The organism is Prochlorococcus sp. MIT 0701 (assembly GCF_000760295.1).
Lineage (GTDB): Bacteria > Cyanobacteriota > Cyanobacteriia > PCC-6307 > Cyanobiaceae > Prochlorococcus.
This window is the reverse complement of record NZ_JNBA01000039.1, coordinates 104,350-126,307: the sequence shown is the minus strand read 5'-3', so window position 1 is coordinate 126,307 and position 21,958 is coordinate 104,350. Positions and strand designations below refer to the sequence as shown.

Here is a 21,958-nt window from a genome sequence, read left to right as displayed (position 1 = left end):
CCTCTACAGAGCTAGGGCGCTGAACCCAAACAAAGATTTTATCAAACCCTCTGCTCCTTTAAAAAGCTCGATCCATTAGCTGTCCCATTAACTCAGCACTACGGCTTTGGAATCCAGCAAGTTCATTGGGCTCCAAACCTCCTACTCCGAGGCGAGCCATGTCGTATAGGTGACGGGCTAAGCCTTGTGCCAAGGTTTCGGTTGGGGACACACCTGAGGTGCTGACCAGCACGGATCCAGATTTGAGTTTCAAAAGTCCTTCCACAAGTGGATGACGACGATTAACAAGAAGGACATGATGCTCGGGAAGACCTGGCAGCCTTTGATCCATGAGAGCTCCAATGTCGTTCATACGTCTCATCTGTTCTGGTAACAAAATCATTGCTGGAGGTGCGTTATCACCCTTAAGGGCTTGTACTTGTATGGTCACCTTGTCGTTATTTAGGGCTTGCTTCAGTAGAGTTCTCAGGCTTTCAGACTTGGTCTCTCCTTCCTGATCAGTCAGTTCAGGTTTGTCGTCTTTAAGAGTGTCATCCAGTTCGGCATCAACGCGCTGGAATCGAAGGTCGTTATGGCGAGCTTCAAGCCATGGCAGGAATTGGCTGTCTATAAACGTTTCGGTTTTAAGAATTTCAGCACCCTGTGAAGTCCATAAGCTGAGGGCACTCGCTTGGGCCACTTCATCCGTGCAGTAAAGAATGCGATTGTTTGCTTCTGTACTCAGACGACTTTGGTATCCACTCAGCGTAGTGAAGGCTTTTTCCCCACAAGGAATTGGATCTGGAGTGGCCCCATCTGGTTCTGTTGAAGGCAGAGCAGTCGTGCCAAACATGATTAGATCGGCTACTTGATCAGCAAACTTTTCATCTTCCATTGATCCTATTTTGACGAAGGGTGCTAACGCATCCCATGCTTCAGCATAAAAAAGAGGTTGCTCCGCCTTTAACCCTCGCAGCCGATCGGCAACTTTCTTTGCAACAAAATTGCCAATAGATCTAACGCGTCTGTCTGTTTGTAATGCGCTACGACTGACATTAAGCGGAATATCAGGTGAGTCGATCACGCCTCTTAGGGGAAGGAGGTAGTGGGGTACTACTTCTTTAATTGAATCACTGACAAATACTTGATTGCAGTAGAGTTTTATCTCACCTTTCTCCCAATCTGCGCGACCACCAATTCTGGGAAAATAGAGAATACCTTGAAGGTTATAGGGATAATCAGTATTCAGGTGTACCCATAGAAGAGGATCACCCTGGAATGGATATAGATAATTATAGAGATCAATATACTCCTGATCAGTGATTTCTCTTGGGTTGCGTCTCCAAAGTGGATTTCGTTTATTAATTGACTCGCCTTCGAGTTTTACCTCAATAGGCATAAAGTCACAGTATTTTGTGATCAGAGTACGGATTCGAGTTGGCTCAATATATTCCAACTCTTCATCCATTAGATGAAGGATGACATCGGTTCCTGCCTCATTGCGTTCGGCCTCTTGGATGTTAAATTTTGGTGAGCCATCACAACTCCAACGAATAGCTTTGCTATCGGAACAAGCAGACTTAGTGACTAGCTCTACATGTTTCGATACCATGAAAGACGAATAAAAACCAAGCCCAAAATGACCAATAATTCCGTCACTTTCCTGCTTGTATTTTTCAAGGAAGTCTTCTGCACTTGAGAATGCAACCTGATTAATGTACTTCTTAACTTCATCGGTTGTCATGCCGATTCCGTTGTCAGAAATAGTGAGTGTCTTTGCTTCTCGGTCAATCTTGATATCAATGACTCCTTCTTCAACTTCAGTGCAGTCACCTGCTATGGCAGCCATGCGTCGTTTGCTTATTGCATCAACGCCATTGCTGACTAGCTCCCTCAAGAAAACCTCGTGGCCGGAATAAACGGCTTTCTTGATGATTGGGAAAATATTCTCGGTATGAATCTGGATCTGACCTTCTTCCAGCACAGTCATTGGTTTCACTGTTTAGGATTTGACCTTAGGTAGTCATTGCCTCAGGTCTCAAGCTGGTTTTAGGTGGGGTGACCGTACCTAGTGATTATTTCAGCTGCTTCGCTGTAGGTCACGTCGCTCCTCAGCAAGGACAGCTCCTTCTACTGGGCAGACCTGGAGGCAGATACCGCAATCAATGCAGATGTCGAAATTAATCAAATAGAAATCTCTTCCTTTGTCGTTTTTGCCTTGACCAGGCTGAATGCAGCCGACCGGGCATGCCTGCGCACAGTCAGCAACCCCTTCACAAATTTCTGTCACGATGCTGTGTGGCATGGCCTTGCAGATCGGACGACGAGATTCTCGAGATCCTAATGATCTAACCAGTCCAGCGTGCTACAGCCCCGATCTGCTAGACGGCTGAAGGCTTCTTCACGATCGCGACAGGCTTCAAGTTCAACAACGGCACGCTGGCCTTGTTTGTGCCAGTGACGCTGACGCTTGAGTGCATGTTCCAGTGATGTTTGATCCCCGTAGGCAACAAGGGTTGATTCCACAGCTTCAGACGCTCTGATCTCCTTGGTAAGCAGTTCACGAATGTCGTCTATAGCGAAGCTAAATCCCACCCCTGCGGCTTGAAGCCCTTTTGCACCGCAACGAGCCACAAGGTTGTCGTAACGCCCCCCTCGAGCAATCACGACAGGTGCAGCATCGCTTTGACATACCAACTGAAACACCAACCCGGTGTAGAGCTCAAAATGGGGTTGAAAGGTTGGATCCAGTTGCAAGTCGATCCCCTGATCAGCGGCAAGTGGACCCATCTGCTCAAATAGCCTTTGCAGGTTATTGAGTGCTTGCTGAGTTCCAAACTGGCCTGATAAGCGTTCGAGCACGTCTAGAGGTTCACCACGGCACTCCAAGTGATGGAGTAGGCGCTCGAATTGATCGTTAGGCAGTTGCAGGTTTTCAAGAGCAAGGCGGTCGTAGTGGATCAATGCCGTTCTTATTTTTTCGCGCAGATCGTTTTGAAATGGCAGCATGATGAGGTCCATCAATGCTGTGTGGCCAACCAGTAAACGAGGCTTATGTCGTTTACTCAGTTCGAGAGTCTCCACTGCTGAAAACAGCAGAGAAAGAAGCTCCATTTCCGCATTGATGGGTTCGACCCCGAAGAGCTCTACACCGCTTTGCAGGTTTTCTTCGATGCAAAGGCTTCCTTCATCAGCAATACGGCTTTCAAAAATTGTTCCTGCAGCCCATAGCCTCAAAGGACGAGGTCTTTGTCTAAGCCTTGTACAAGCGGCGCGGGCGATTGATGCTGTCATCTCTGGTCGTAGACCAAGGGGTTCATCGGCCACCAATCGCACGATGTCCTGACTGGCAATAGCACCACCAGCTTTCAAGGTTTCGAGTCGCTCGACCCTTGGAGGAGAGACTTCGTCGTAGCCCCATAGTCGATAAACCTTGGCTAGTCGCTGGTTAAGTTTTTGGTTTAGCTCGACCTGCTGTGGGTTCAGATCGCGAGCACCCGCTGCCGGTTGCAGGGCCATCCCTGATTTTCTCGGAGTGACTTCAGGATCCCATGACCCCGAGTTCGGGAGCGCCAAATGAATCGGCTTCAAGGGGTTTTACTTTGCTGAGTTGATCAACAAGCAGCTTCTGCATTCCAGGCGGACAGGCCAGCACCCTGCCACTATTCAGATCAAATGTGTCACCGCGGTAATCAGTCACCTGCCCTCCAGCCAGCTCCACCAGGGCTACTCCAGCAGCAAGATCCCATGGAGCAAGACCGCGTTCCCAATAACCATCGAGTCGTCCAGCTGCTACAAAGGCCATGTCCACTGCTGCTGCACCACCACGTCGCACGCCACGTGTTCGGTGTGTCATCCAGCAGAATTCGGCGTAGTTGTTGTCTAAGCGGTTTTGCCTGTCATAGGCAAAACCAGTCACAAGCAAGGAATCAACCAGGCTTTTGCATGATGAAACCTTGATCGGTTTTTGATTGCAAAATGCACCCAGGCTTGGGGCTGCCCAGTAGATCTCTTCAAGGAAAGGCACAGCTATGGCGCCAAGGATTGGTGTATGCCGCCAAGTGAGTCCAATTGACGTAGCGAAGAACGGATAGCCATGAGCGAAGTTGGTTGTTCCATCTAGTGGGTCAACACACCAACAAAGCGAGCCTTGGCCAGCAAATGATCCGCTTTCTTCTGCGAGAACGGCAATGTTAGGAGTTTCCTGCTGGAGAAATTCGAGTACAGACTTCTCAGCGGCTAGATCTGCATTGGTGACAAGATCGCCAATACGACCCTTATTTTCGATGCTTTCAAGATGTCCATAGTGGTCCATCAAAATGGCACCACCACATTCAGAGGCCTTACGCGCTACCGCTGCAAGGCCAGCCAGATCTTCATCGTTCAAGCCAGCTTGCTCAGCAGCAAGGGAACAGTTCAGAGGTGTCAAGCGTCACTACCTATCAATTTGGTATGCCATCAGGAATTTATAGATTGAATGATCCTCTGAACCTCAGTCCATAGAGCGGCTCTTGATCCTGAGTTTCCGTTTCCAGTGGAGTGATTGCTTTGTGCTCACAAAGTTAGGACATCTCGTTTGTCGCTAGTGGACTGGGATTCTGTGTTTTGGTGTCATGTATGGGTCAACTGGAGAGCCCTGCTACATTCACGAGGGCCTGAAAGCTGCTGGAGAGGTGGCCGAGTGGTCGAAGGCGCAGCACTGGAAATGCTGTATAGGGGCAACTCTATCGAGGGTTCGAATCCCTCCCTCTCCGTTTCCGGGAAGTCTCATACCGTCTGATGCGGTATGGGCTTCCTTTTGGAACGCTCTTATATCAGTCGTTTTCGGGCACTTTCTGGCTGTCATCCGTCTGATGCCGTCTCGTAGTTTCTGAATGGCTTTTTGGTTTTATAGTCGTAGCGTGTCGGCACGAAGACCAAGGCATTTGTGCACGGGCTACGAAAATTACGTAATCGATCGCGTGCAACTTTGGTATTAATGCCTTCTATTAATGTAGGTTTTAATTTTATTTGTTTCTAGAGATTAGTTGATAACTATCACTCGCCATTACAAAGCAAGACATCAGATTACTAGCTCTAATAAATCCTCTTATCCTCTCAATTATCCATCACCCCTTCAACCAAAGCGGCCGGAAATATAATTCTGAGTAGCCTCCTGAGCAGGTGAATGGAAGATTTTCTCTGTTTCATTGAACTCAACAAGATAACCAACTTTTCCTGATCCACCTTCTTGTGCCTCAGCATTGAAGAAAGCTGTAAAATCACTGACTCGAACAGCCTGTTGCATATTATGAGTGACGATTACAATGGTAAATCTATTTTTCAATTCATGCATAGTCTCTTCGATCTTAAGTGTAGAAATAGGATCAAGAGCTGAACAGGGTTCATCCATTAAAATGACTTCTGGTTCAATAGCGATTGTCCGTGCTATGCACAGCCTTTGTTGTTGGCCACCCGACAGAGAACATCCACTCTCCTTAAGCTTATCCTTGCATTCATCCCATACAGCTGCTTGACGAAGGGAGCGTTCAACAAGCTCATTCATATCACCTTTGAATCCATTAATTCTCGCTCCAAATGCAATATTTTCATAGATACTTTTAGGGAATGGATTGGGTTGCTGAAATACCATTCCGATGCGTCGACGAACTTCAACTGGATCGATATTTGGGGAATATAAGTCGTCTCCATCAAACATCACTCGACCGGTGAGAGAACATCCTTCTATTAAGTCATTCATGCGATTTAGAGATCGCAGAATTGTTGATTTACCACATCCAGATGGTCCGATTAAAGCTGTGATTTTGCCGCGGGGTATCTCGCAGTAAACATGTCGTACGGCTTCAAATTCATTGTAACTTATAGTGACGTTCTGTAGTGATATGCAGGGATCAGTTGATAACTGCTTTTTGCCAGGAGAGGAAGTGACTGTCATGGCTCAACGCGCGAGTAATAATGAAGGCGGTTCAGTCGTCAAGATAGAAATAGTGTTGTGTATGTGTCTCATTTTGAGGTTACGTGACCAATCCAGCGTGAAAGGATATTCATGGCGAGAATAAATACTACAAGAACAAATGAAGCTGCCCAAGCCAATTCATTCTGGACTTGGTAAGGTTGAGTTGAAAAATTATAAATCAAGACCGAAAGTGTCGCGATTGGATTGAGGAAAGCATCTGACCCCGTTGGCCAAAAATATGAAAAGAGTGCTGTAAAAATCAATGGTGCTGTTTCACCAGCTGCTCGAGCAACTGAAAGAACAACCCCTGTAGCGATTGGAGTAAATGCCATAGGCAATGTGATGTGGGTGATGGTTACGAATTTAGAGGCGCCTACTCCAAGTGCACCTTTGCGTAGATTGTCTGGTACTAGTTTTAGGCCTTCATCAGTCGTTTTTATCACTGTTGGCAACATCAGTATTGAGAGTGCTACTCCGCCAGCTATAGCACTATATGAACTGCCAAGGATAACCCGTGAAGATACAATTATATCGTAGACAAAGACGCCAGTAATAATTGATGGAACACCGGAAAGAACATTGGTGCCAAAACGTATAAATCTAGAGAATGGTCCTTCACGTGCATATTCGGCAAGGTAGATGCCTCCACCAACTCCAATAGGTATAGCAATTAGTCCGGCTATGCAAGTGACAATAATAGTTCCCAAGATGGCATTGCCAATACCTCCGCCATCGAGTCCCGGTGGAGGCGGAAGCATAGTAAAAAGAGAGATACTTAACCTGGTTGCTCCTTTGAAAATTACATAGGTCAAGACAAGAATTAGTGGCAGAATGGCTACAAAGGAAAATAGCCCTGATAATATTGTAAAAATTCTATTAATTCTATTACGTCTCAAGCCAGGATTGTAATGAAGACTGGAGGATAGAGCCCCACTTGTTGAAGTTGCTTGGCTAGTCATAGATTTCATGTTAGTACTTAAGACTTAGTCGTTTGACCATCCATTGCGAAACGATATTTACCGCAAGCGTAATCACCATAAGAATAAATGCTGCATAATAAAGTGATGAGACTTGAGTTCCATCGGCTTCTCCAAACTGGTTGGCTAGCATCGCAGCGATTGTGTTGCCTGGTCCAAGCAATGACCAGCTAAAGTTATTAGAATTTCCTATAATCATTGTTACTGCCATTGTTTCACCCATGGCTCGTCCCAGCGCAAGTAGTACGCCCCCTGCAATGCCCGAAATCGCCGCTGGTAGAATGACATTAATGATTGTGCTCCAACGGGTTGCTCCAACCCCGTAAGCTGCTTGACGAAGGCTAATTGGAACTTGATTGAGTGAGTCTCTTGAAATAGCTGTAATTATAGGCAGTATCATCACGACAAGTATCAAGATTGCTGGGGTCATTCCAGGGCCCATTGGCTGAGTACTAAAAAATGGAATCCAGCCAAAATATATATACAGGGATGACAGCAAGGGTCTTAGGAACGGCTCCATTACAAAGATTGCCCATAGGCCAAGTACCACAGATGGAATGGCCGCAAGTAGTTCAATCATTACTCCTATGATGTTTTTAGCTCTTCTAGGTATGAAGCTTTCGGTTATAAAAATTGCTGTTCCTACACCTAGCGGTATAGCAATTAATAGTGAAAGAAATGAGGTTATCGCTGTTCCATAGATGGCGGTTAACACGCCGTACTCATCATCAACAGGGTTCCAATTTGATGTCACTAGAAACTTCCACCCATAGCGCCCCATCGATTCAAGTGACCCCCAAAAGACAACGATCAGAATCGCTACAAGGATCAGTGCAACCATGGATGCCATTGATATGGCGATATTTCTAAAGCTGCTGTCGACGAATTTTTCATAAGCCGGACGTCTTCTGAGCACGTACAGCTCCTTCTGCACACCAGTTGGCATACCACAGCAATACAGACACAAGAAACCTAATCCTGAGAGGGGCGCTTTTGCATTAACAGGCCATTAACAGTCAGCCATCCACACTGCTAAAAAGGCTTGGTTTAGGGTGCTTTTCGCCGTTACCTTGGAGCTTCAGTAAACGCGGCCATGGGGCGGATTGTTGGCATAGACCTAGGGACAACAAACTCCGTTGTTGCGGTGCTTGAGGCTGGTCGCCCTCAAGTGATCGCTAATGCGGAGGGGAGTCGCACGACACCCTCAGTTGTTGGTTACAGCAAAGAATCAGAGCTTCTTGTCGGTCAGTTGGCACGTCGCCAGTTGGTTCTCAATCCAAGAAATACCTTTGCCAATCTCAAGCGCTTCGTGGGACGGGCCTGGGATGAAATGGAGGACAGCAGTCTCTCTGTTCCATACACCGTCCGGGCCAATGAACAGGGAAACGTGCGTGTCTCCTGTCAAGTGACGGAGCGTGAATATGCACCCGAAGAACTTGTGGCCAGCATCATTCGCAAGCTTGTGGATGATGCTGCGACATACCTAGGAGAGCCTGTTGAAGCTGCTGTAGTGACAGTTCCGGCCTATTTCAATGATGCTCAACGTCAGGCGACTCGTGACGCCGGCAGGCTCGCTGGAATCACAGTTGAACGGATCCTCAACGAACCCACTGCTGCTGCACTGGCCTATGGCTTTGATCGCAGTGCCGCTCGCCGTGTTCTTGTGTTCGATCTGGGTGGCGGGACTTTTGATGTCTCACTGATGCGTGTCGCCAATGGTGTTTTTGATGTCAAGGCCACATGTGGTGATACCCAACTTGGGGGCAATGATTTCGATCAGCGCATTGTTGATTGGCTCGCTGAAGCTTTTAATACGAAGCATGGCCTGGATTTACGCCGTGATCGCCAGGCACTGCAACGATTGATTGAAGCAGCAGAAAAAGCGAAGCAGGAACTCTCTGGTGTGCTTAGTACTCCGATTTCTCTGCCTTTTATCGCAACGGGGCCAGATGGCCCTCTTCATATCGAGACCAGCCTTGATCGCCCCACTTTTGAAGGCCTTTGCCCCGACCTTCTCGATCGTCTTCTGAATCCGGTGCAGACCGCTCTTCGTGATTCTGGCTGGTCTGCTGATGATGTTGATGATGTTGTGCTTGTTGGGGGTGGCACCAGAATGCCGATGGTTCAGCAATTGCTGCGAACCCTCGTTGCCAGTGAACCTTGTCAATCAGTCAACCCTGACGAAGTCGTTGCTGTTGGCGGAGCTGTTCAGGCCGGAATCCTTACCGGTGAGCTTCGAGATCTGATGCTCAACGATGTCACACCGCTTTCACTTGGGCTTGAAACCGTTGGTGGGTTGATGAAAGTGCTGATCCCAAGAAATACACCTATACCAGTGCGCCAATCCGACGTGTTCAGCACCTCAGAGGCCAACCAATCGTCAGTTGAAATTCACGTCTGGCAGGGTGAACGTCAGTTGGCAGAAGATAACAAGTCTCTGGGTCGCTTTCGCCTGTCTGGCATTCCTCCTGCACCAAGAGGTGTTCCCCAGGTGCAGGTGGCCTTTGATATCGATGCCAATGGTCTCTTGCAAGTAAGTGCAACTGATCGCACCACAGGCCGCAAGCAATCTGTGAATATTCAGGGAGGTTCCACCCTTAACGAAGAGGAATTGCAAGCCTTGCTTGCCGAAGCCGAAGCGAAGGCAGGAGAAGATCGTCGTCGTCGTGCATCAATTGATCGTCGCAATGGTGCACTCACACTTGTTGGTCAAGCTGAACGAAGACTTCGTGATGCAGCTTTGGAGCTGGGCCCCTATGGGGCTGAGCGGCAGCAGCGGGCTGTAGAGACTGCTATGCGCGATGTGCAGGACCTGCTTGAGCAGAATGATTTACAGGAACTTGAGCTTGCTGTTGCTTCACTACAGGAAGCCCTTTTTGGCTTGAACCGAAGCATTTCATCAGAACGGCGTACTGACGCCAATCCACTCCAGGGCATACGTAACACTCTTGGCTCGTTGAAAGATGAGCTCTTCTCAGATGATGACTGGGATGAAGATCCTTGGAATAGCCCTACTCGGTCGTCCGACGGCCGACGCAGCTACAGGGGACGTGAGCTAAATCCCTGGGACGATGACTTCTACCGCTAAACCGGATTACTGGTCATTGCTAGGTGTCTCTCCAGACAGTGACGCTTCCCAGCTCAAAAGGGCATTTCGTCGCGAAGCACGGCGATGGCATCCAGACCTCAATGGCAATGACAGCCATGCCGAGGAACGCTTCAAATTGGTTAATGAGGCCTATGCCGTTCTTAGTGATCCACGACGTCGCGCTGCTTGGCAGGGATCGTTGTCGACAGAGCAAGCCTTTTCTGATCCATTCGCAGTTGGTTTTCCAACTTTCGATGAGTATCTGGAAGTGGTCCTCGGCTTGGAGCGCACAGACGAACAGCCTGTTGACGTTGCTGACCCTTTCCCCTCAACTCAAGTCGACTGGCCTGCGACGTCTCCACCTCCTCCTCCGCCTCCCGTACAGGCCACTGATGATCTCGAGACGTTGGTCGAGCTGACTCCTGAGCAAGCCCTCTATGGAACTTCCGTGGATCTTGAGCTCGATGACGGAACTCTTGTAGAGGTTGATACACCGCCTTTGGCTGGCGATGGCTGGCGGTTACGTCTTGTAGGCGTAGCACCTGGAGGACGTGACCACTTCCTTCAGTTACGCGTTCAAACAGAAGACAGACTCAGGATTGACGGACTTCGTGTGCTTTATCGCCTTGAGTTGTTTCCACCTGATGCAGCTCTTGGCTGTGCTGTGGATGTCCCAACTCTCTCTGGTCCTGTCACACTCCAAGTGCCTCCAGCATCATCAAGTGGTCGTTTATTGCGACTTCGCGGACGGGGACTTGAGCTTGATGGACGCAGAGGCGATCAATTGGTTGAAATTGTGGTGGTTATTCCTGCTGAACTTGCTGAAGCCGAACGAGCCCTCTACCGACGACTTCAAGAATTGGCTCTTGATCCGGATAATCTATGAAGCCGAATTAGATAATCAAATGAGAGAGCCCATAGGTCTGGCCTGATCCACATGCGCGTGTTCGTCCTTCTCTATGACGCCGGTAAAGACAACGAGGGTATTCATTCCCTCGAACTTGCTGGCAAGACAGCTGTGCTGATGTTCGAAAACGCTGATGATGCCGAGCGTTATGCCGGTCTTCTTGAGGCTCAAGACTTTCCTTTACCGACTGTTGAGGAGCTTGGCCGTGATGAGATTGAAGAATTCTGTCGCCAGGCCGGATATGAAGCTCGTTTTGTAGAGGTTGGCTTTATGCCAAAAACTGATGAGGAGCGTCTTTTATTTGCTCCACCAGAATCAAATCGAGATGTGAGTCACTGGCAGGATGAGGATCGTTCCGTTGCTGACGGCAATGGATTGGATCAGCAGGTTGAATCAACAGATCTTGAAGAGATTCGTAAGCGGCTTGAAGGGCTGATTTAAACATGACCAATCTATTTGAAGACATCAATTTGCATCCTTCAGATGATCGAGGGCATCTGTTGACTGAACAGGTCAATCCCAAAAGTGAATGTCTGGATCAACTAACCACAGAATCCTTAGTGACACTTTTCTGCGAAGAGGACCGAGAGCCACAGCGCGCCGTCGCAGCGGCTATTCCCGAACTTATTGAGGCAGTTGAAGCGATTACGGGCCGGCTTCAAAGCGGAGGACGCCTTTTTTATTTGGGTGCTGGCACCTCAGGACGACTAGGTGTTCTTGACGCCGCAGAGTGCCCACCAACGTTTTGCAGCGATCCTGATCTTGTTCAGGGTGTTCTTGCTGGTGGGAGCGCAGCTTTGCTGAAAAGTTCCGAGGGACTTGAAGACATTGAACAGGCAGGGCAAAAGGATCTTGAAGAGCGCGACTTTGGCCCTGCTGATTGTCTTGTCGGCATTGCTGCCGGGGGAACGACTCCTTATGTCAAAGGAGGACTTGCCTACGCAAAGGGAATCAATGCTTTGGCAATTGCAATTTCATGTGTGCCTATAGAACAAGCTGTATTGCCATGCAGCATCGATATTCGACTTTTGACTGGCCCTGAATTACTCACAGGTTCCACGCGCTTGAAGGCCGGTACTGCAACAAAGATGGTTCTAAATATTCTTTCAACCTGTGCGATGGTTCGTCTTGGCAAAGTCTTTGGTAATCGCATGGTTGATGTTGCGGCTAGCAACATCAAGCTCATGGATCGTGCCTTGCGAATCCTGCATGATTTAGCTGATGTTGATCGAGATCTTGGTATTGAGTTGCTTCAATCAAGCGGTGGCTCTGTAAAAGTAGCACTGCTGATGCATACTTGCGGTTTAGATGCTGAGGCTGCCCAGAAACTCCTGATAGACCATGGCAATCAATTGCGAACAGCGTTTGCGAGTTGTGGCCATTGCATTGCTTGATTTTGATTGTTTCTTGGCTAAAAGCAAGATAATAAGTTCGTTCTACGCGTCAAGTTCACTATAGTAATAATAGATTCTATGCGCTTTCAATATCTTTAAACGGCATAGATCTATTGCTTATCAAGCCTTCCAGTCCTTTTTAAATGCTGTCAATATTTCAATTGATTCTATTGCTATAATTTAATTAATATTTCTAGAGATGTCGCGGAAGTTGGACTCACTGACTAGAATGTTTTTTTGTGTATCCAACTGTGACCAAGGCCCTGATGGACACTGATGCTGGTTTGATTGAGTTGGACCTCTTTGATGATGATGCTCCCAACACGGTTGCCAATTTCACAAAGCTGGTTAAGGAGGGTTTCTATGACGGTCTGTCTTTCCATCGTGTGATCGATGGTTTCATGGCTCAGGGTGGTTGCCCAAATACACGTGAGGGATCAAAGGGAATGCCTGGAACCGGTGGACCTGGCTATACGATTAATTGTGAAATAAATAGCAGAAAGCATCTGGCCGGATCTCTTTCTATGGCACATGCAGGAAAGAACACTGGTGGAAGTCAATTCTTTCTTGTCCATGATACTCAGCCTCATCTCGATGGTGTGCATACCGTTTTCGGTCAGGCCGCCAACATCGATGTGGTCTTAGCCTTAAAGAACGGATCTAGGATCAACAAAGTAACCATTCAAGAGGATTGAAAATATATAGTTGGTCTATTTCATGACCAAAGGATCAGATTGGGAAAGCTCGAGGTATCCCAATCTTTTAGTGGGGAAAAATCATCTCTAGATAGTGTTGCCAATGACCGCTCTTCTCGCTTTAGATCCTGAGGAGGATGCATTGCTTGCTCAGCGCGGTCAGTACGCAGAAGACCAATCCGACGGCTACCTGACCATTGAATCAATTCTTGAAGCAGTAACTCCAACGATGCTTTTTTAAGTGGATCTGATGAAACCTCAGAGGAGGTTTCGACTCGTGGACATACACGCCATACAAAGAGGGGGCGATCCCATAGGGCAAGTAGACGTGGTGAGCTTTCTGCTATGAGCTCCAGTCCATTGATTGTGGCCCAATCAAGTGCACGCGTCCTCAGCTTAGCCAGCGTCTCTCCGTTCACTTCACCGTCCCAGGCAACCACAACAAAAGGTCCAACTTCAGGAGTTTGATTCTCTGATTTGCCTGCATCAATCAAGTGACCAAGTTTTTCGCGCTTTACAGCCAAATAAGCGGCATTGTGATCTCCAGGACAAATCACTAGGGGTACACGACTTTCGACTTGTAAGCCATATCCACCCAGTCCAGCAATCTTGCGTGGGTTGTTTGTAAGTAGACGTAGACGGTGGATGCCAAGGTCAGTGAGGATTTGAGCACCAACCCCGTAGTTACGCAGATCTGCAGGGAAACCCAAACTTTCATTGGCTTCAACAGTGTCTAGACCGCCATCCTGAAGGCTATAGGCCTTTAATTTGTTAATTAGGCCAATGCCGCGACCTTCCTGGCGGAGATAAACAACCACGCCTTCACCTTCCTGTTCGATGCGAGCCAACGCTGCTTCGAGTTGGGGGCGACAATCGCAGCGCAGTGATCCAAAAGCATCTCCCGTAAGACATTCGGAGTGCATGCGCACTAAAACTGGTTCTTTCAGTTCTCGTGGATCGCCCTTGACTAGAGCAATGTGTTCTGATCCATCCAATCCATTTAAATAGCCGATTGCCTGAAAACTGCCAAAGAGACTTGGTAACTCGGCAGTGGCTTGACGGTATACAAAGCGTTCGTTCTCAAGACGGTAACGAATGAGATCGGCGATGTTGATGAGCTTTAGTCCCCAACGCCGCGCATAGTTTTGCAATTGCGGCAGTCTTGCCATTGATCCGTCTGAGTTTTGGATCTCGCAGATCACGCCTGCTGGAGCAAGTCCTGCCAGCTGTGACAAATCCACGGCGGATTCTGTATGCCCAGCCCTTTTGAGAACTCCTCCTTGACTAGCTCTAAGGGGGAAAATATGTCCTGGGCGGCGCAGGTCTCTTGGACGAGTCTCCGGATGCAGGGCAACTTGAATCGTGCGCGCTCGATCTTCCGCTGAAATACCGGTAGAAACCCCTTTTTCAGGGCCTGCATCGATGCTTACCGTAAAAGCCGTTTGGTTGGCATCTGTGTTGCGATCAACCATCAGTGGCAGGTCAAGTTGATCTAGGCGACTGCCTTGCATAGCAAGGCAGATCAGACCACGAGCCTCTGTTGCCATGAAGTTGATTTGCTCAGGCGTTGCGAACTGAGCAGCACAAATTAGGTCGCCCTCGTTTTCTCTGCGCTCATCATCAACAACCACAACGCATTCACCGTTTCGGATAGCGGCAAGTGCGTCAGAAATGTCGTCGAAGCGGATGTCGACCGATTCAGCGGGTATAGGAGATGTCCTCAGAGCCTTAGGGATGAACGTGCTGCAGTCATTATCGACACCAGTACGATCAGCCGGCGTCCGATGAAGGCAATGGAAAGTACCCATCGCTCTCCAGCCTCTGACATTTCTCAGGTTCGAGGCAACCGAGTAGCGGTTATCGGCGCTACGGGCTACGGCGGTCTTCAAACAATCAGATTGCTTGAGGACCATCCCCAGCTCCATGTCACCTACCTGGGCGGCGAACGAAGTGCCGGCAGGCGATGGAGTGAGCTTTGCCCTTTTTTACCCATCCCTGATGACCCTGAAGTTCAATCTCCCGATCCCGACAAGATCGCTGAATTCGCCGACTACGCAGTCCTCAGTCTTCCCAATGGACTTGCCTGTCAACTAGCACCGCAACTGCTGAAGCGCAATGTTCGGGTTGTAGACCTCTCTGCTGACTTTCGCTATCGCTCACTGGAACAATGGAAACAAGTTTATGTTCATGAAGCTCAAAATCTGAATCGAGATGATATTCAGCTGTGTAGAGAGGCTGTTTATGGGTTACCTGAATGGAAGGGACCTGAAATTGCAGTCGCAAATCTTGTAGCTGCACCAGGATGCTTCCCAACCGCAAGTCTGTTGCCCTTGCTGCCTTTTCTAAAACAGGGATTGATCGAAAACGATGGTTTGATTATCGATGCAAAGACCGGCACCTCTGGTGGAGGGCGGGTGGCCAAAGAACAATTTCTTCTGGCAGAGGCCTCGGAGTCGATCATGCCTTATGGCGTGGTTGGGCATCGACACACATCAGAAATCGAACAACTTGCTAGTGAGGTAGCCGGACAGCCGATTGAGCTTCAGTTCACCCCTCATCTCGTACCGATGGTGCGTGGACTGCTGGCGACGGTTTATGGACGCCTGAGAGATCCAGGATTGACCGCTGAGGACTGCACAACTGTGCTTAAAGCTGTCTATCGACATCATCCCTGCATCGATGTTCTTCCTGTGGGAACGTATCCAGCGACTAAGTGGGTGAAGTACTCCAACAAAGCTCTTCTTTCTGTTCAGGTCGACAACCGCACCAGCCGGCTTGTCTTGATGAGCGCTGTCGACAACCTGATTAAAGGCCAAGCTGGTCAAGGGGTTCAATGTCTAAACCTGATGGCTGGACTGCCACCAACCACCGGCATGTCTTTACTAACATTCTACCCTTAATTTTGAGCTGTGTTTCTCCAATTCCGGCCTGCAATAGCCACAGATAGTGGAAGCAGTTGATGTTCCATGCTCTGGATCCTTTTGCTGAGGCTCTGATGGTCGTCTGAGCTCAATACTGGCACTGCAGCTTGCGCAAGCACCGGTCCGTCATCTACTTGAGGTGTAACCAGGTGAACGGAACAACCACTGATAGGAACTTTCGCTTTTAATGCTTGCCCAACTGCATCTAAACCTCGAAAGCTAGGCAACAGAGATGGATGAATATTAAGAAGGCGATTCGGGAAAGCAGCAATCAGGATTGGGGTAACGATTCGCATCCAGCCGGCCATCACCACGCCTTCTACAGCATGGTTGGTGAATGTCTTTACCAACGCCTCATCCAGTTCTTCTCGACTAATGAATTCACGATGATCGTGGATGACACAAGGAACACCTAGCCGTTTAGCCCGGTGACGTGCTTCACAGTTAGGGTTGTTAACCACCAATATGGAAATATAAGCATCAAGTTCAGAATTTTGAATGGCTTTAACCAGGGCTTCGAAATTGCTGCCATTGCCTGATGCCATCACGCCAAGATTTAAGCGAGGGTTGAATTTTGGTCTGGCCGAGGGGGGCGGCCAGATAAGCGATCGCTTCTCATCCTTTTCATAGCAACTGTTCTGACGAGGATTCGTAGCGGCGCTGATAAGATTCATCTTCTTTTCATCTAAGTTGTTCATCTTGTTGACGATCGAGAAGACCAGCTGCATGCTCTAAGCACATCCAATTCACAACCTAATTCCTGTATTCAGCATCCAATTGGAACCCCTTCTTTGATCCATGATTTTTTTAGACAAAGTCAAGCCTTCAGATGGCTCACAGCCATGATCCAGAACATGTTCCGTCAAGATACCCTTCACCAGGACCATTACAGTTGTCGCATAACGGCTGAGGCTGTTTTTGGGGTTGCTTGAGGTGATCGAGGTTGTTGACGTCCATCTTGATCTGTGTGACAAGGCAAGTCAGACCTTTAAGGTCAGTCTGAAATGGAAACCAAGAACACATCGTCAGAGTTGGGCTCTGCCGATATGGACCCCAGGCTCATACACCATTAGAGACCATGTTCAGTATCTCCACAGTCTGAACCTTTCTCAGGCCTCAAATGATCGTCAAGTCCAACGGATAGGCCCAAGTGGTTGGAAGGCTGATCTCGACACGCTGGATCTTGTCACCCTTAGCTATGTCATTGAGGCTCGGCAGCTCACTGTTCGCACTTGCTACTTAGATCCGGATTTTGCATCCCTTTGTCTTGCGGCTGCTGTAATGGAAATTGATGGTCAGCGTTGGGCTCCTCATTGCCTCACCCTGGCCCTACCAGCAGGTTGGAATGCCTACGTTCCGCTACCTGGAGAGGAAACACTCTGGGCTAAGGATTTTGATCATCTTGTCGATGCTCCTGTTCATGCTGGCAATTTTGTTTCTCAGCCCTTTGTTGTCAAAAAAAGTTCTCATCAACTTCTCTGTATTGGCGATCCTCCTATGGGATGGCCAGCGAACCTTGTGAATGATGCCATCGCTGTTTGTAATGCTACTTGCTGTCTAATGGATGAACCTCCACCAGCAGGAGATCTCTACCAATTAGTGATTCATATGTTAGAAACTGGTTATGGCGGTCTTGAGCATGACTATGGCGCAGTTTTGCATTATTCCTGGCGTGCACTAGCGGAACCTGATGGCTATCGGAAGCTCCTACAATTGATAGGGCATGAGTATTTGCATCAATGGAATGTGAGACGTCTACGACCCAGGGAGTATCGACCTTACGATTATTCTCAATCTGTGATTAGTGATGGACTTTGGTTTGCCGAAGGTGTCACTAGCTACCTTGACCTCACCCTGCCATTCCTTGCTGGGCTAAGCGATCGCTCAACATTGCTAAAAGATTTATCTGTAGAGCTTTCACCTCTTTTAATCAACCCAGGTCGTCAATTACAGAGCCTGGCTGACAGTTCACGTGAAGCCTGGGTGAAATTATATAAAGCAACACCGGCTAGTGCCGATTCACAGGTCAGCTACTACAAGCTTGGTGCTGCGATGGCCTTTTGCCTGGACGTTCGCCTGCGTCAACAAAACTCGTCATTAACGCAAGTTCTCCGTGACCTTTGGCGGAAGTTTGGTCGTAGTCATCGAGGATATTCCAGGCTAGACATCAAAGCTGCTATCGCTAAGTTCGATCCCAGTACGGCGAATGAGGTTGATGCATGGCTTGATCAACCTGACTCTCTCCCGTTGATTTCGATAGTCAAAGATCTTGGACTACGGTTTGAAGAGAGATATTCAAACAAAAGAGAAACAGGGCTTACTCTAGTTGAACGAGAAGGTCTTGTTTTGGTGTCACGAGTTGCACTATCTAGCCAAGCCCATCATGCAGGTCTTGTAGTCGGAGATGAATTGCTTGCCGTTGGCGGATTTCGACTGCGTAAGGTCGATGATTTATGCAAACTTATCTCAAATGAACAGCCTGTATCGATAATTTATTCTAGACGAGGACGACTTAGTGAAATAACACTTGCGAGTGGTTTGCCACAAGTCGATCACTGGGAGATTATTGTTGATCCTGAGGCATCATCTGAGTTATGCGATTTACGGGAGAGATGGTTTCAGATTATATAACCACCCTGATTATGTCTATGAAAAGCAAAAACAAGCGATTCCTAATTGTACTCATTCTTACTCTTAGTGGTTTGTTAATATTCATCTGGCAAGCAAAGCGGAACAGTCATGATGATCAGCCAAAATCAAATCAAAATCTACAAATTCATGCAGAACGGCGCGACCAATTTTCTGACGAATATAATCAAAAGTTAAACGGCCTGCGATCAACAAGTCAACAAAAGCCGCCGCGGGCAATTTCATGGTCATCGCCACTTTCAAAACAATGTTCTAATATCGATCAAAGGCTTAAGAAAAATCTTAATCACCGTCAAGAGCGGCTAGCAACTGAACGCAATAATGTAGTCATTGATGCATCCAATTATGGCAAAAGATATCGCTTGGATCTCTATGGACGTCGAATTAATCCATCACCTAGTGTCGTGATTCTCCATGAGACTACGGATTCGTATCATTCTGCACTGTATACATTTAAAGATTATCATCATAAGGATGAAGATCAAGTTAGCTACCACACACTAATCACATTAGATGGACAAATCATTGATGTTGTAGACCCAATTAATAGAGCATATGGAGCAGGGAATTCTGCTTTTCTTGGCGAGTGGGTTGTAACAAATCCTCGCTTTAAGGGATCCGTCAATAACTTCGCATTGCATGTCAGCCTAGAAACACCATGGGATGGTCGCAATGGCTATTTAAACCATAGTGGTTATAGCGACAATCAATATGATTCTCTTGCTCTGGTCTTGGCAGATTGGATGGATCGCTTCAATATTCCCCCAGAAAATATCACTACTCATCAGCATGTTGATTTAGCAGGCGAGCGATCAGATCCCCGTAGTTTTGATTGGTCATATCTGCAGCGAAGACTGGCGGCAATTGGTTATCTTTGTCTAAGTAGAAATCCCTCAGATTAAGGGCGTCTGGGCTGAAGATCGTTGGGAATAAATAAGACCATGTAGTTCAGGGTCTTGCATATAACGAAGAATTCTTGCGGGATAGTCAAGCTTGCCATTATGAAGATAGGCCAGTGTGGCGATCGCTTTGGCATGTTTATATGAGCTACTGGCTTGGATTAAGGCATTAGAAGGTAATCCTAAGTTACCCTTAAGACGCGCAATCTTTCCTGCAAGTAATTCAATATTAGATTCTGGATTGAGAAGCAAGTTACGTGCACTTGCAATCTGTACTTCCGTTGGATGCTGAGGCAAACGTTTTTGATGGATGAGTTCAGAGATGCCTAGTTGGGCTGGCCCATGGGTCTTCAATAGACCGGAGTGAGCCACAAAAGGGATGTCTTCGCCTGGTTTTGAATGCTGAATTTCATCAAACAGGATTGCTGTGACCAGCATTGGGTTGACACGGTATCGCTTGGATTCGCGAACGATCACAGGTTTTAATCCATCCAGTCGATTGACTGTCTGAGCCCGCAGTGGCTGAAGGTGATCAATTCCTCGTGTGAACAACTGGGCTAAAGGCGTCTGAGGGCCATGTACCCCGAAGCGCTTTTCAAGATATCTGAGCTCTTCTGCTGTGAAATCGGTTGGATCAAGGTGATTAACGGTTGCAATATTCAGCGGTGGAGATTGCCGCGTCTTGCTTGCATGCCGGTCATGGTTCTCAACCATGACAACCAAGAAAAGCGAAGCCAGGACTGCAAAGTTGCTTGGTCGAAGACCTCTTTTGAGCGTTTGTAGGAGACTGAAAAGGGTCTTGATCATCGCGCGAGGCTAGCCTGAGTGTCTGAGAAAATGGGCAAGCGTTTTGATCGTGGATAGTTTCGAGCTGTGAGCAACGTGCATCAGCTGATGAGTTTCCCGGATTTCAGCGCCAGCGATGCCCAGGTTCAGTGGCAGCGCTTTTGCAATTTGCTTTGGTTTCACAACGATCTTGGAATTTGGCTGGACATCAGCCGAATGCATATCAATGCAGCAGATTTTGAGCAGCTAAGCCCACGCTTTGATCAGGCTTTCAAGGCCATGCAGGCTTTGGAACAGGGAGCTATCGCAAATGCTGACGAAAAGCGGATGGTCGGCCACTACTGGCTGCGTCAGCCGCAGCTGGCGCCTGATCAAGAGGTCAGTGATCACATTGCCAAGGAAATTGACCTGATTGAGACCTTTGGCAGCAATGTGGTCAATGGCCTCATCAAAGCCCCCAATGGCAAACAGTTCACTGATGTGCTTTGGATCGGGATCGGAGGCAGTGGTCTAGGACCTTTATTAATCATCCGTGCTCTTCAGAATGCTGAGCAGGGATTGCGATTCCATTTTTTCGACAATGTGGATCCAGATGGCATGAGTCGCGTACTTGGCAATCTTGGAGATGCCCTGAGCACGACTTTGGTTGTCACGGTAAGTAAATCTGGCGCAACTCCGGAACCACACCTCGGCATGGAGCAGGCTCGTCAACGTCTGGAAGAGATGGGCGGTCGTTGGGCGGGGCAGGCAGTTGCCGTGACGATGCTCAATAGCCAATTAGATCAGCTTGCACAGAAGGAATCCTGGCTTAAGCGTTTTGACATGTTCGATTGGGTTGGGGGTAGAACAAGCATCACGAGTGCTGTTGGCCTTTTGCCGGCAGTTTTGATTGGTTGTGATATCCGTGATTTTCTTGCTGGTGCTGCCCAAATGGATGAGGCCACACGTGTGTCTGATCTCAACAGCAACCCTGCAGCTCTGATGGCCGCTGCTTGGTTTGTTGCAGGAGATGGCCTTGGGCGTCGTGACATGGTTGTGCTTCCATATCGAGATCGCCTTGAGGTCTTTAGTCGTTACCTGCAACAGCTGGTAATGGAGTCGCTTGGCAAGCGTCTAGATCGGGATGGCAATGTTGTTCATCAAGGCCTTGCTGTATATGGCAACAAGGGCTCAACTGATCAGCACGCTTATGTGCAGCAATTACGCGATGGTGTTGACAATTTCTTCGCGACATTCATTGAGGTGCTTGATGATGCTGAAGACATACCGGCCATCAACAATGAGCATCCAGGTGATTTTCTTGATGGCTTCCTTCAAGGCACTCGCTCAGCGCTCAGCCAGGGAGGTCGTCAAAGCCTTAGCATTTCGATGCGTCGATTTGATCCTCGTCGACTCGGCGCATTAGTTGCGTTGTTTGAAAGGGCAGTTGGTCTATATGGGGAACTTGTCAATATTAATGCGTATCACCAGCCTGGAGTGGAATCAGGTAAGAAAGCAGCCGCTGCCATCCTTAACTTGCAGTCTCGAGTTGAAGACTTGTTTGCTGATGGTGTCGATCGTTCAGTTTTAGAGATACATCAAGCGATTGGAGATGGGTCAGAAGAAGCAATCTTTTGGATCATGAGGCATCTAATTGTGAATAATCGTGGTTACGTTGCAGAGGGTGATTGGGGAATTCCGACTTCACTACGTTTCAGCAAGGGTTGA

The 21,958-nt window shown here is 48.1% G+C and carries 19 protein-coding genes and 1 tRNA gene; 10 read left to right on the top strand and 10 right to left on the bottom strand.

Annotated elements, in window-relative coordinates; translation table 11 throughout:
* Positions 1 to 58 precede the first annotated feature (58 nt).
* The 4 genes from htpG to EV12_RS10825 all read right to left on the bottom strand — a co-directional run bounded on the left by htpG (position 59) and on the right by EV12_RS10825 (position 4,408).
* Complete coding sequence (gene htpG / locus EV12_RS10840) at positions 59 to 1,969, bottom strand: molecular chaperone HtpG (protein WP_036915206.1); 1,911 nt, start codon at positions 1,967 to 1,969, stop codon at positions 59 to 61.
* 90 nt (positions 1,970 to 2,059) lie between these two features.
* The gene (locus EV12_RS10835; protein ID WP_036915204.1) at positions 2,060 to 2,284 is read right to left on the bottom strand and encodes an indolepyruvate ferredoxin oxidoreductase subunit alpha; all 225 of its coding nucleotides are present in this window, start codon (positions 2,282 to 2,284) and stop codon (positions 2,060 to 2,062) included.
* Positions 2,285 to 2,319: 35 nt separating this feature from the next.
* Positions 2,320 to 3,498: an ATP phosphoribosyltransferase regulatory subunit gene (locus EV12_RS10830; RefSeq protein ID WP_036915203.1), complete on the bottom strand. Its 1,179-nt coding sequence runs from the start codon at positions 3,496 to 3,498 to the stop codon at positions 2,320 to 2,322.
* Positions 3,499 to 3,520: 22 nt separating this feature from the next.
* A complete protein-coding gene (locus EV12_RS10825; RefSeq protein WP_036915201.1) occupies positions 3,521 to 4,408 on the bottom strand; it encodes an inositol monophosphatase family protein in 888 nt (295 codons plus the stop codon).
* A 238-nt stretch (positions 4,409 to 4,646) separates the two neighbouring features.
* Here EV12_RS10825 and EV12_RS10820 point away from each other — a divergent pair.
* Positions 4,647 to 4,733, top strand: a tRNA-Ser gene (locus EV12_RS10820).
* Positions 4,734 to 5,095: 362 nt separating this feature from the next.
* On the opposite strand, the gene pstB is transcribed toward EV12_RS10820, so the two are convergent.
* The 3 genes from pstB to pstC form a co-directional block, all read right to left on the bottom strand.
* Positions 5,096 to 5,914 (bottom strand): phosphate ABC transporter ATP-binding protein PstB, encoded by an 819-nt coding sequence (gene pstB, locus EV12_RS10815; protein ID WP_036915199.1) that lies wholly within the window; start codon positions 5,912 to 5,914, stop codon positions 5,096 to 5,098.
* A gap of 68 nt (positions 5,915 to 5,982) precedes the next feature.
* Positions 5,983 to 6,903 (bottom strand): phosphate ABC transporter permease PstA, encoded by a 921-nt coding sequence (gene pstA / locus EV12_RS10810; protein ID WP_036915197.1) that lies wholly within the window; start codon positions 6,901 to 6,903, stop codon positions 5,983 to 5,985.
* A gap of 1 nt (position 6,904) precedes the next feature.
* Entirely contained in the window at positions 6,905 to 7,858 is a 954-nt protein-coding gene (pstC, locus tag EV12_RS10805; protein WP_036915195.1) for a phosphate ABC transporter permease subunit PstC, read from the bottom strand.
* A 147-nt stretch (positions 7,859 to 8,005) separates the two neighbouring features.
* Between pstC and dnaK the strand changes: the two genes are divergently transcribed.
* From dnaK to EV12_RS10780, 5 genes are all read left to right on the top strand, one after another.
* Positions 8,006 to 10,000: a molecular chaperone DnaK gene (gene dnaK, locus EV12_RS10800; RefSeq protein ID WP_036915193.1), complete on the top strand. Its 1,995-nt coding sequence runs from the start codon at positions 8,006 to 8,008 to the stop codon at positions 9,998 to 10,000.
* Positions 9,984 to 10,886 (top strand): DnaJ domain-containing protein, encoded by a 903-nt coding sequence (locus EV12_RS10795; RefSeq protein WP_036915191.1) that lies wholly within the window; start codon positions 9,984 to 9,986, stop codon positions 10,884 to 10,886. Before dnaK ends, EV12_RS10795 begins: the two co-directional genes overlap by 17 nt.
* 51 nt (positions 10,887 to 10,937) lie before the next feature.
* The gene (locus tag EV12_RS10790; RefSeq protein ID WP_036915189.1) at positions 10,938 to 11,348 is read left to right on the top strand and encodes a DUF3110 domain-containing protein; all 411 of its coding nucleotides are present in this window, start codon (positions 10,938 to 10,940) and stop codon (positions 11,346 to 11,348) included.
* A 2-nt stretch (positions 11,349 to 11,350) separates the two neighbouring features.
* The gene (gene murQ / locus EV12_RS10785) at positions 11,351 to 12,301 is read left to right on the top strand and encodes an N-acetylmuramic acid 6-phosphate etherase (protein WP_036915187.1); all 951 of its coding nucleotides are present in this window, start codon (positions 11,351 to 11,353) and stop codon (positions 12,299 to 12,301) included.
* A gap of 266 nt (positions 12,302 to 12,567) precedes the next feature.
* Entirely contained in the window at positions 12,568 to 12,996 is a 429-nt protein-coding gene (locus EV12_RS10780) for a peptidylprolyl isomerase (RefSeq protein WP_036915736.1), read from the top strand.
* A gap of 20 nt (positions 12,997 to 13,016) precedes the next feature.
* Here the strand turns inward: EV12_RS10780 and ribBA are convergent, their stop codons facing one another.
* Positions 13,017 to 14,909 (bottom strand): bifunctional 3,4-dihydroxy-2-butanone-4-phosphate synthase/GTP cyclohydrolase II, encoded by a 1,893-nt coding sequence (gene ribBA, locus EV12_RS10775; RefSeq protein ID WP_241466608.1) that lies wholly within the window; start codon positions 14,907 to 14,909, stop codon positions 13,017 to 13,019.
* On the opposite strand from ribBA, the gene argC reads away from it, so the two are divergent.
* On the top strand, positions 14,790 to 15,896 hold the full coding sequence (argC, locus tag EV12_RS10770; RefSeq protein ID WP_052039603.1) for an N-acetyl-gamma-glutamyl-phosphate reductase: 1,107 nt from the start codon (positions 14,790 to 14,792) through the stop codon (positions 15,894 to 15,896). The two genes, ribBA and argC, sit on opposite strands and share 120 nt — an antisense overlap.
* Here the strand turns inward: argC and purN are convergent.
* The gene (gene purN, locus EV12_RS10765; protein ID WP_241466609.1) at positions 15,893 to 16,591 is read right to left on the bottom strand and encodes a phosphoribosylglycinamide formyltransferase; all 699 of its coding nucleotides are present in this window, start codon (positions 16,589 to 16,591) and stop codon (positions 15,893 to 15,895) included. The two genes, argC and purN, sit on opposite strands and share 4 nt — an antisense overlap.
* Positions 16,592 to 16,850: 259 nt before the next feature.
* On the opposite strand from purN, the gene EV12_RS10760 reads away from it, so the two are divergent.
* Both EV12_RS10760 and EV12_RS10755 read left to right on the top strand, forming a co-directional pair.
* Positions 16,851 to 18,548: a M61 family metallopeptidase gene (locus EV12_RS10760; RefSeq protein WP_036915731.1), complete on the top strand. Its 1,698-nt coding sequence runs from the start codon at positions 16,851 to 16,853 to the stop codon at positions 18,546 to 18,548.
* Entirely contained in the window at positions 18,530 to 19,468 is a 939-nt protein-coding gene (locus EV12_RS10755; protein WP_036915181.1) for an N-acetylmuramoyl-L-alanine amidase, read from the top strand. Before EV12_RS10760 ends, EV12_RS10755 begins: the two co-directional genes overlap by 19 nt.
* Here the strand turns inward: EV12_RS10755 and EV12_RS10750 are convergent.
* Positions 19,460 to 20,272 (bottom strand): hypothetical protein, encoded by an 813-nt coding sequence (locus EV12_RS10750; RefSeq protein ID WP_036915180.1) that lies wholly within the window; start codon positions 20,270 to 20,272, stop codon positions 19,460 to 19,462. The genes EV12_RS10755 and EV12_RS10750 overlap by 9 nt on opposite strands.
* A gap of 87 nt (positions 20,273 to 20,359) precedes the next feature.
* On the opposite strand from EV12_RS10750, the gene EV12_RS10745 reads away from it, so the two are divergent.
* Positions 20,360 to 21,958 carry a glucose-6-phosphate isomerase gene (locus EV12_RS10745; RefSeq protein ID WP_036915729.1) on the top strand — a complete coding sequence of 533 codons (1,599 nt, stop codon included), beginning with the start codon at positions 20,360 to 20,362 and terminating at the stop codon, positions 21,956 to 21,958.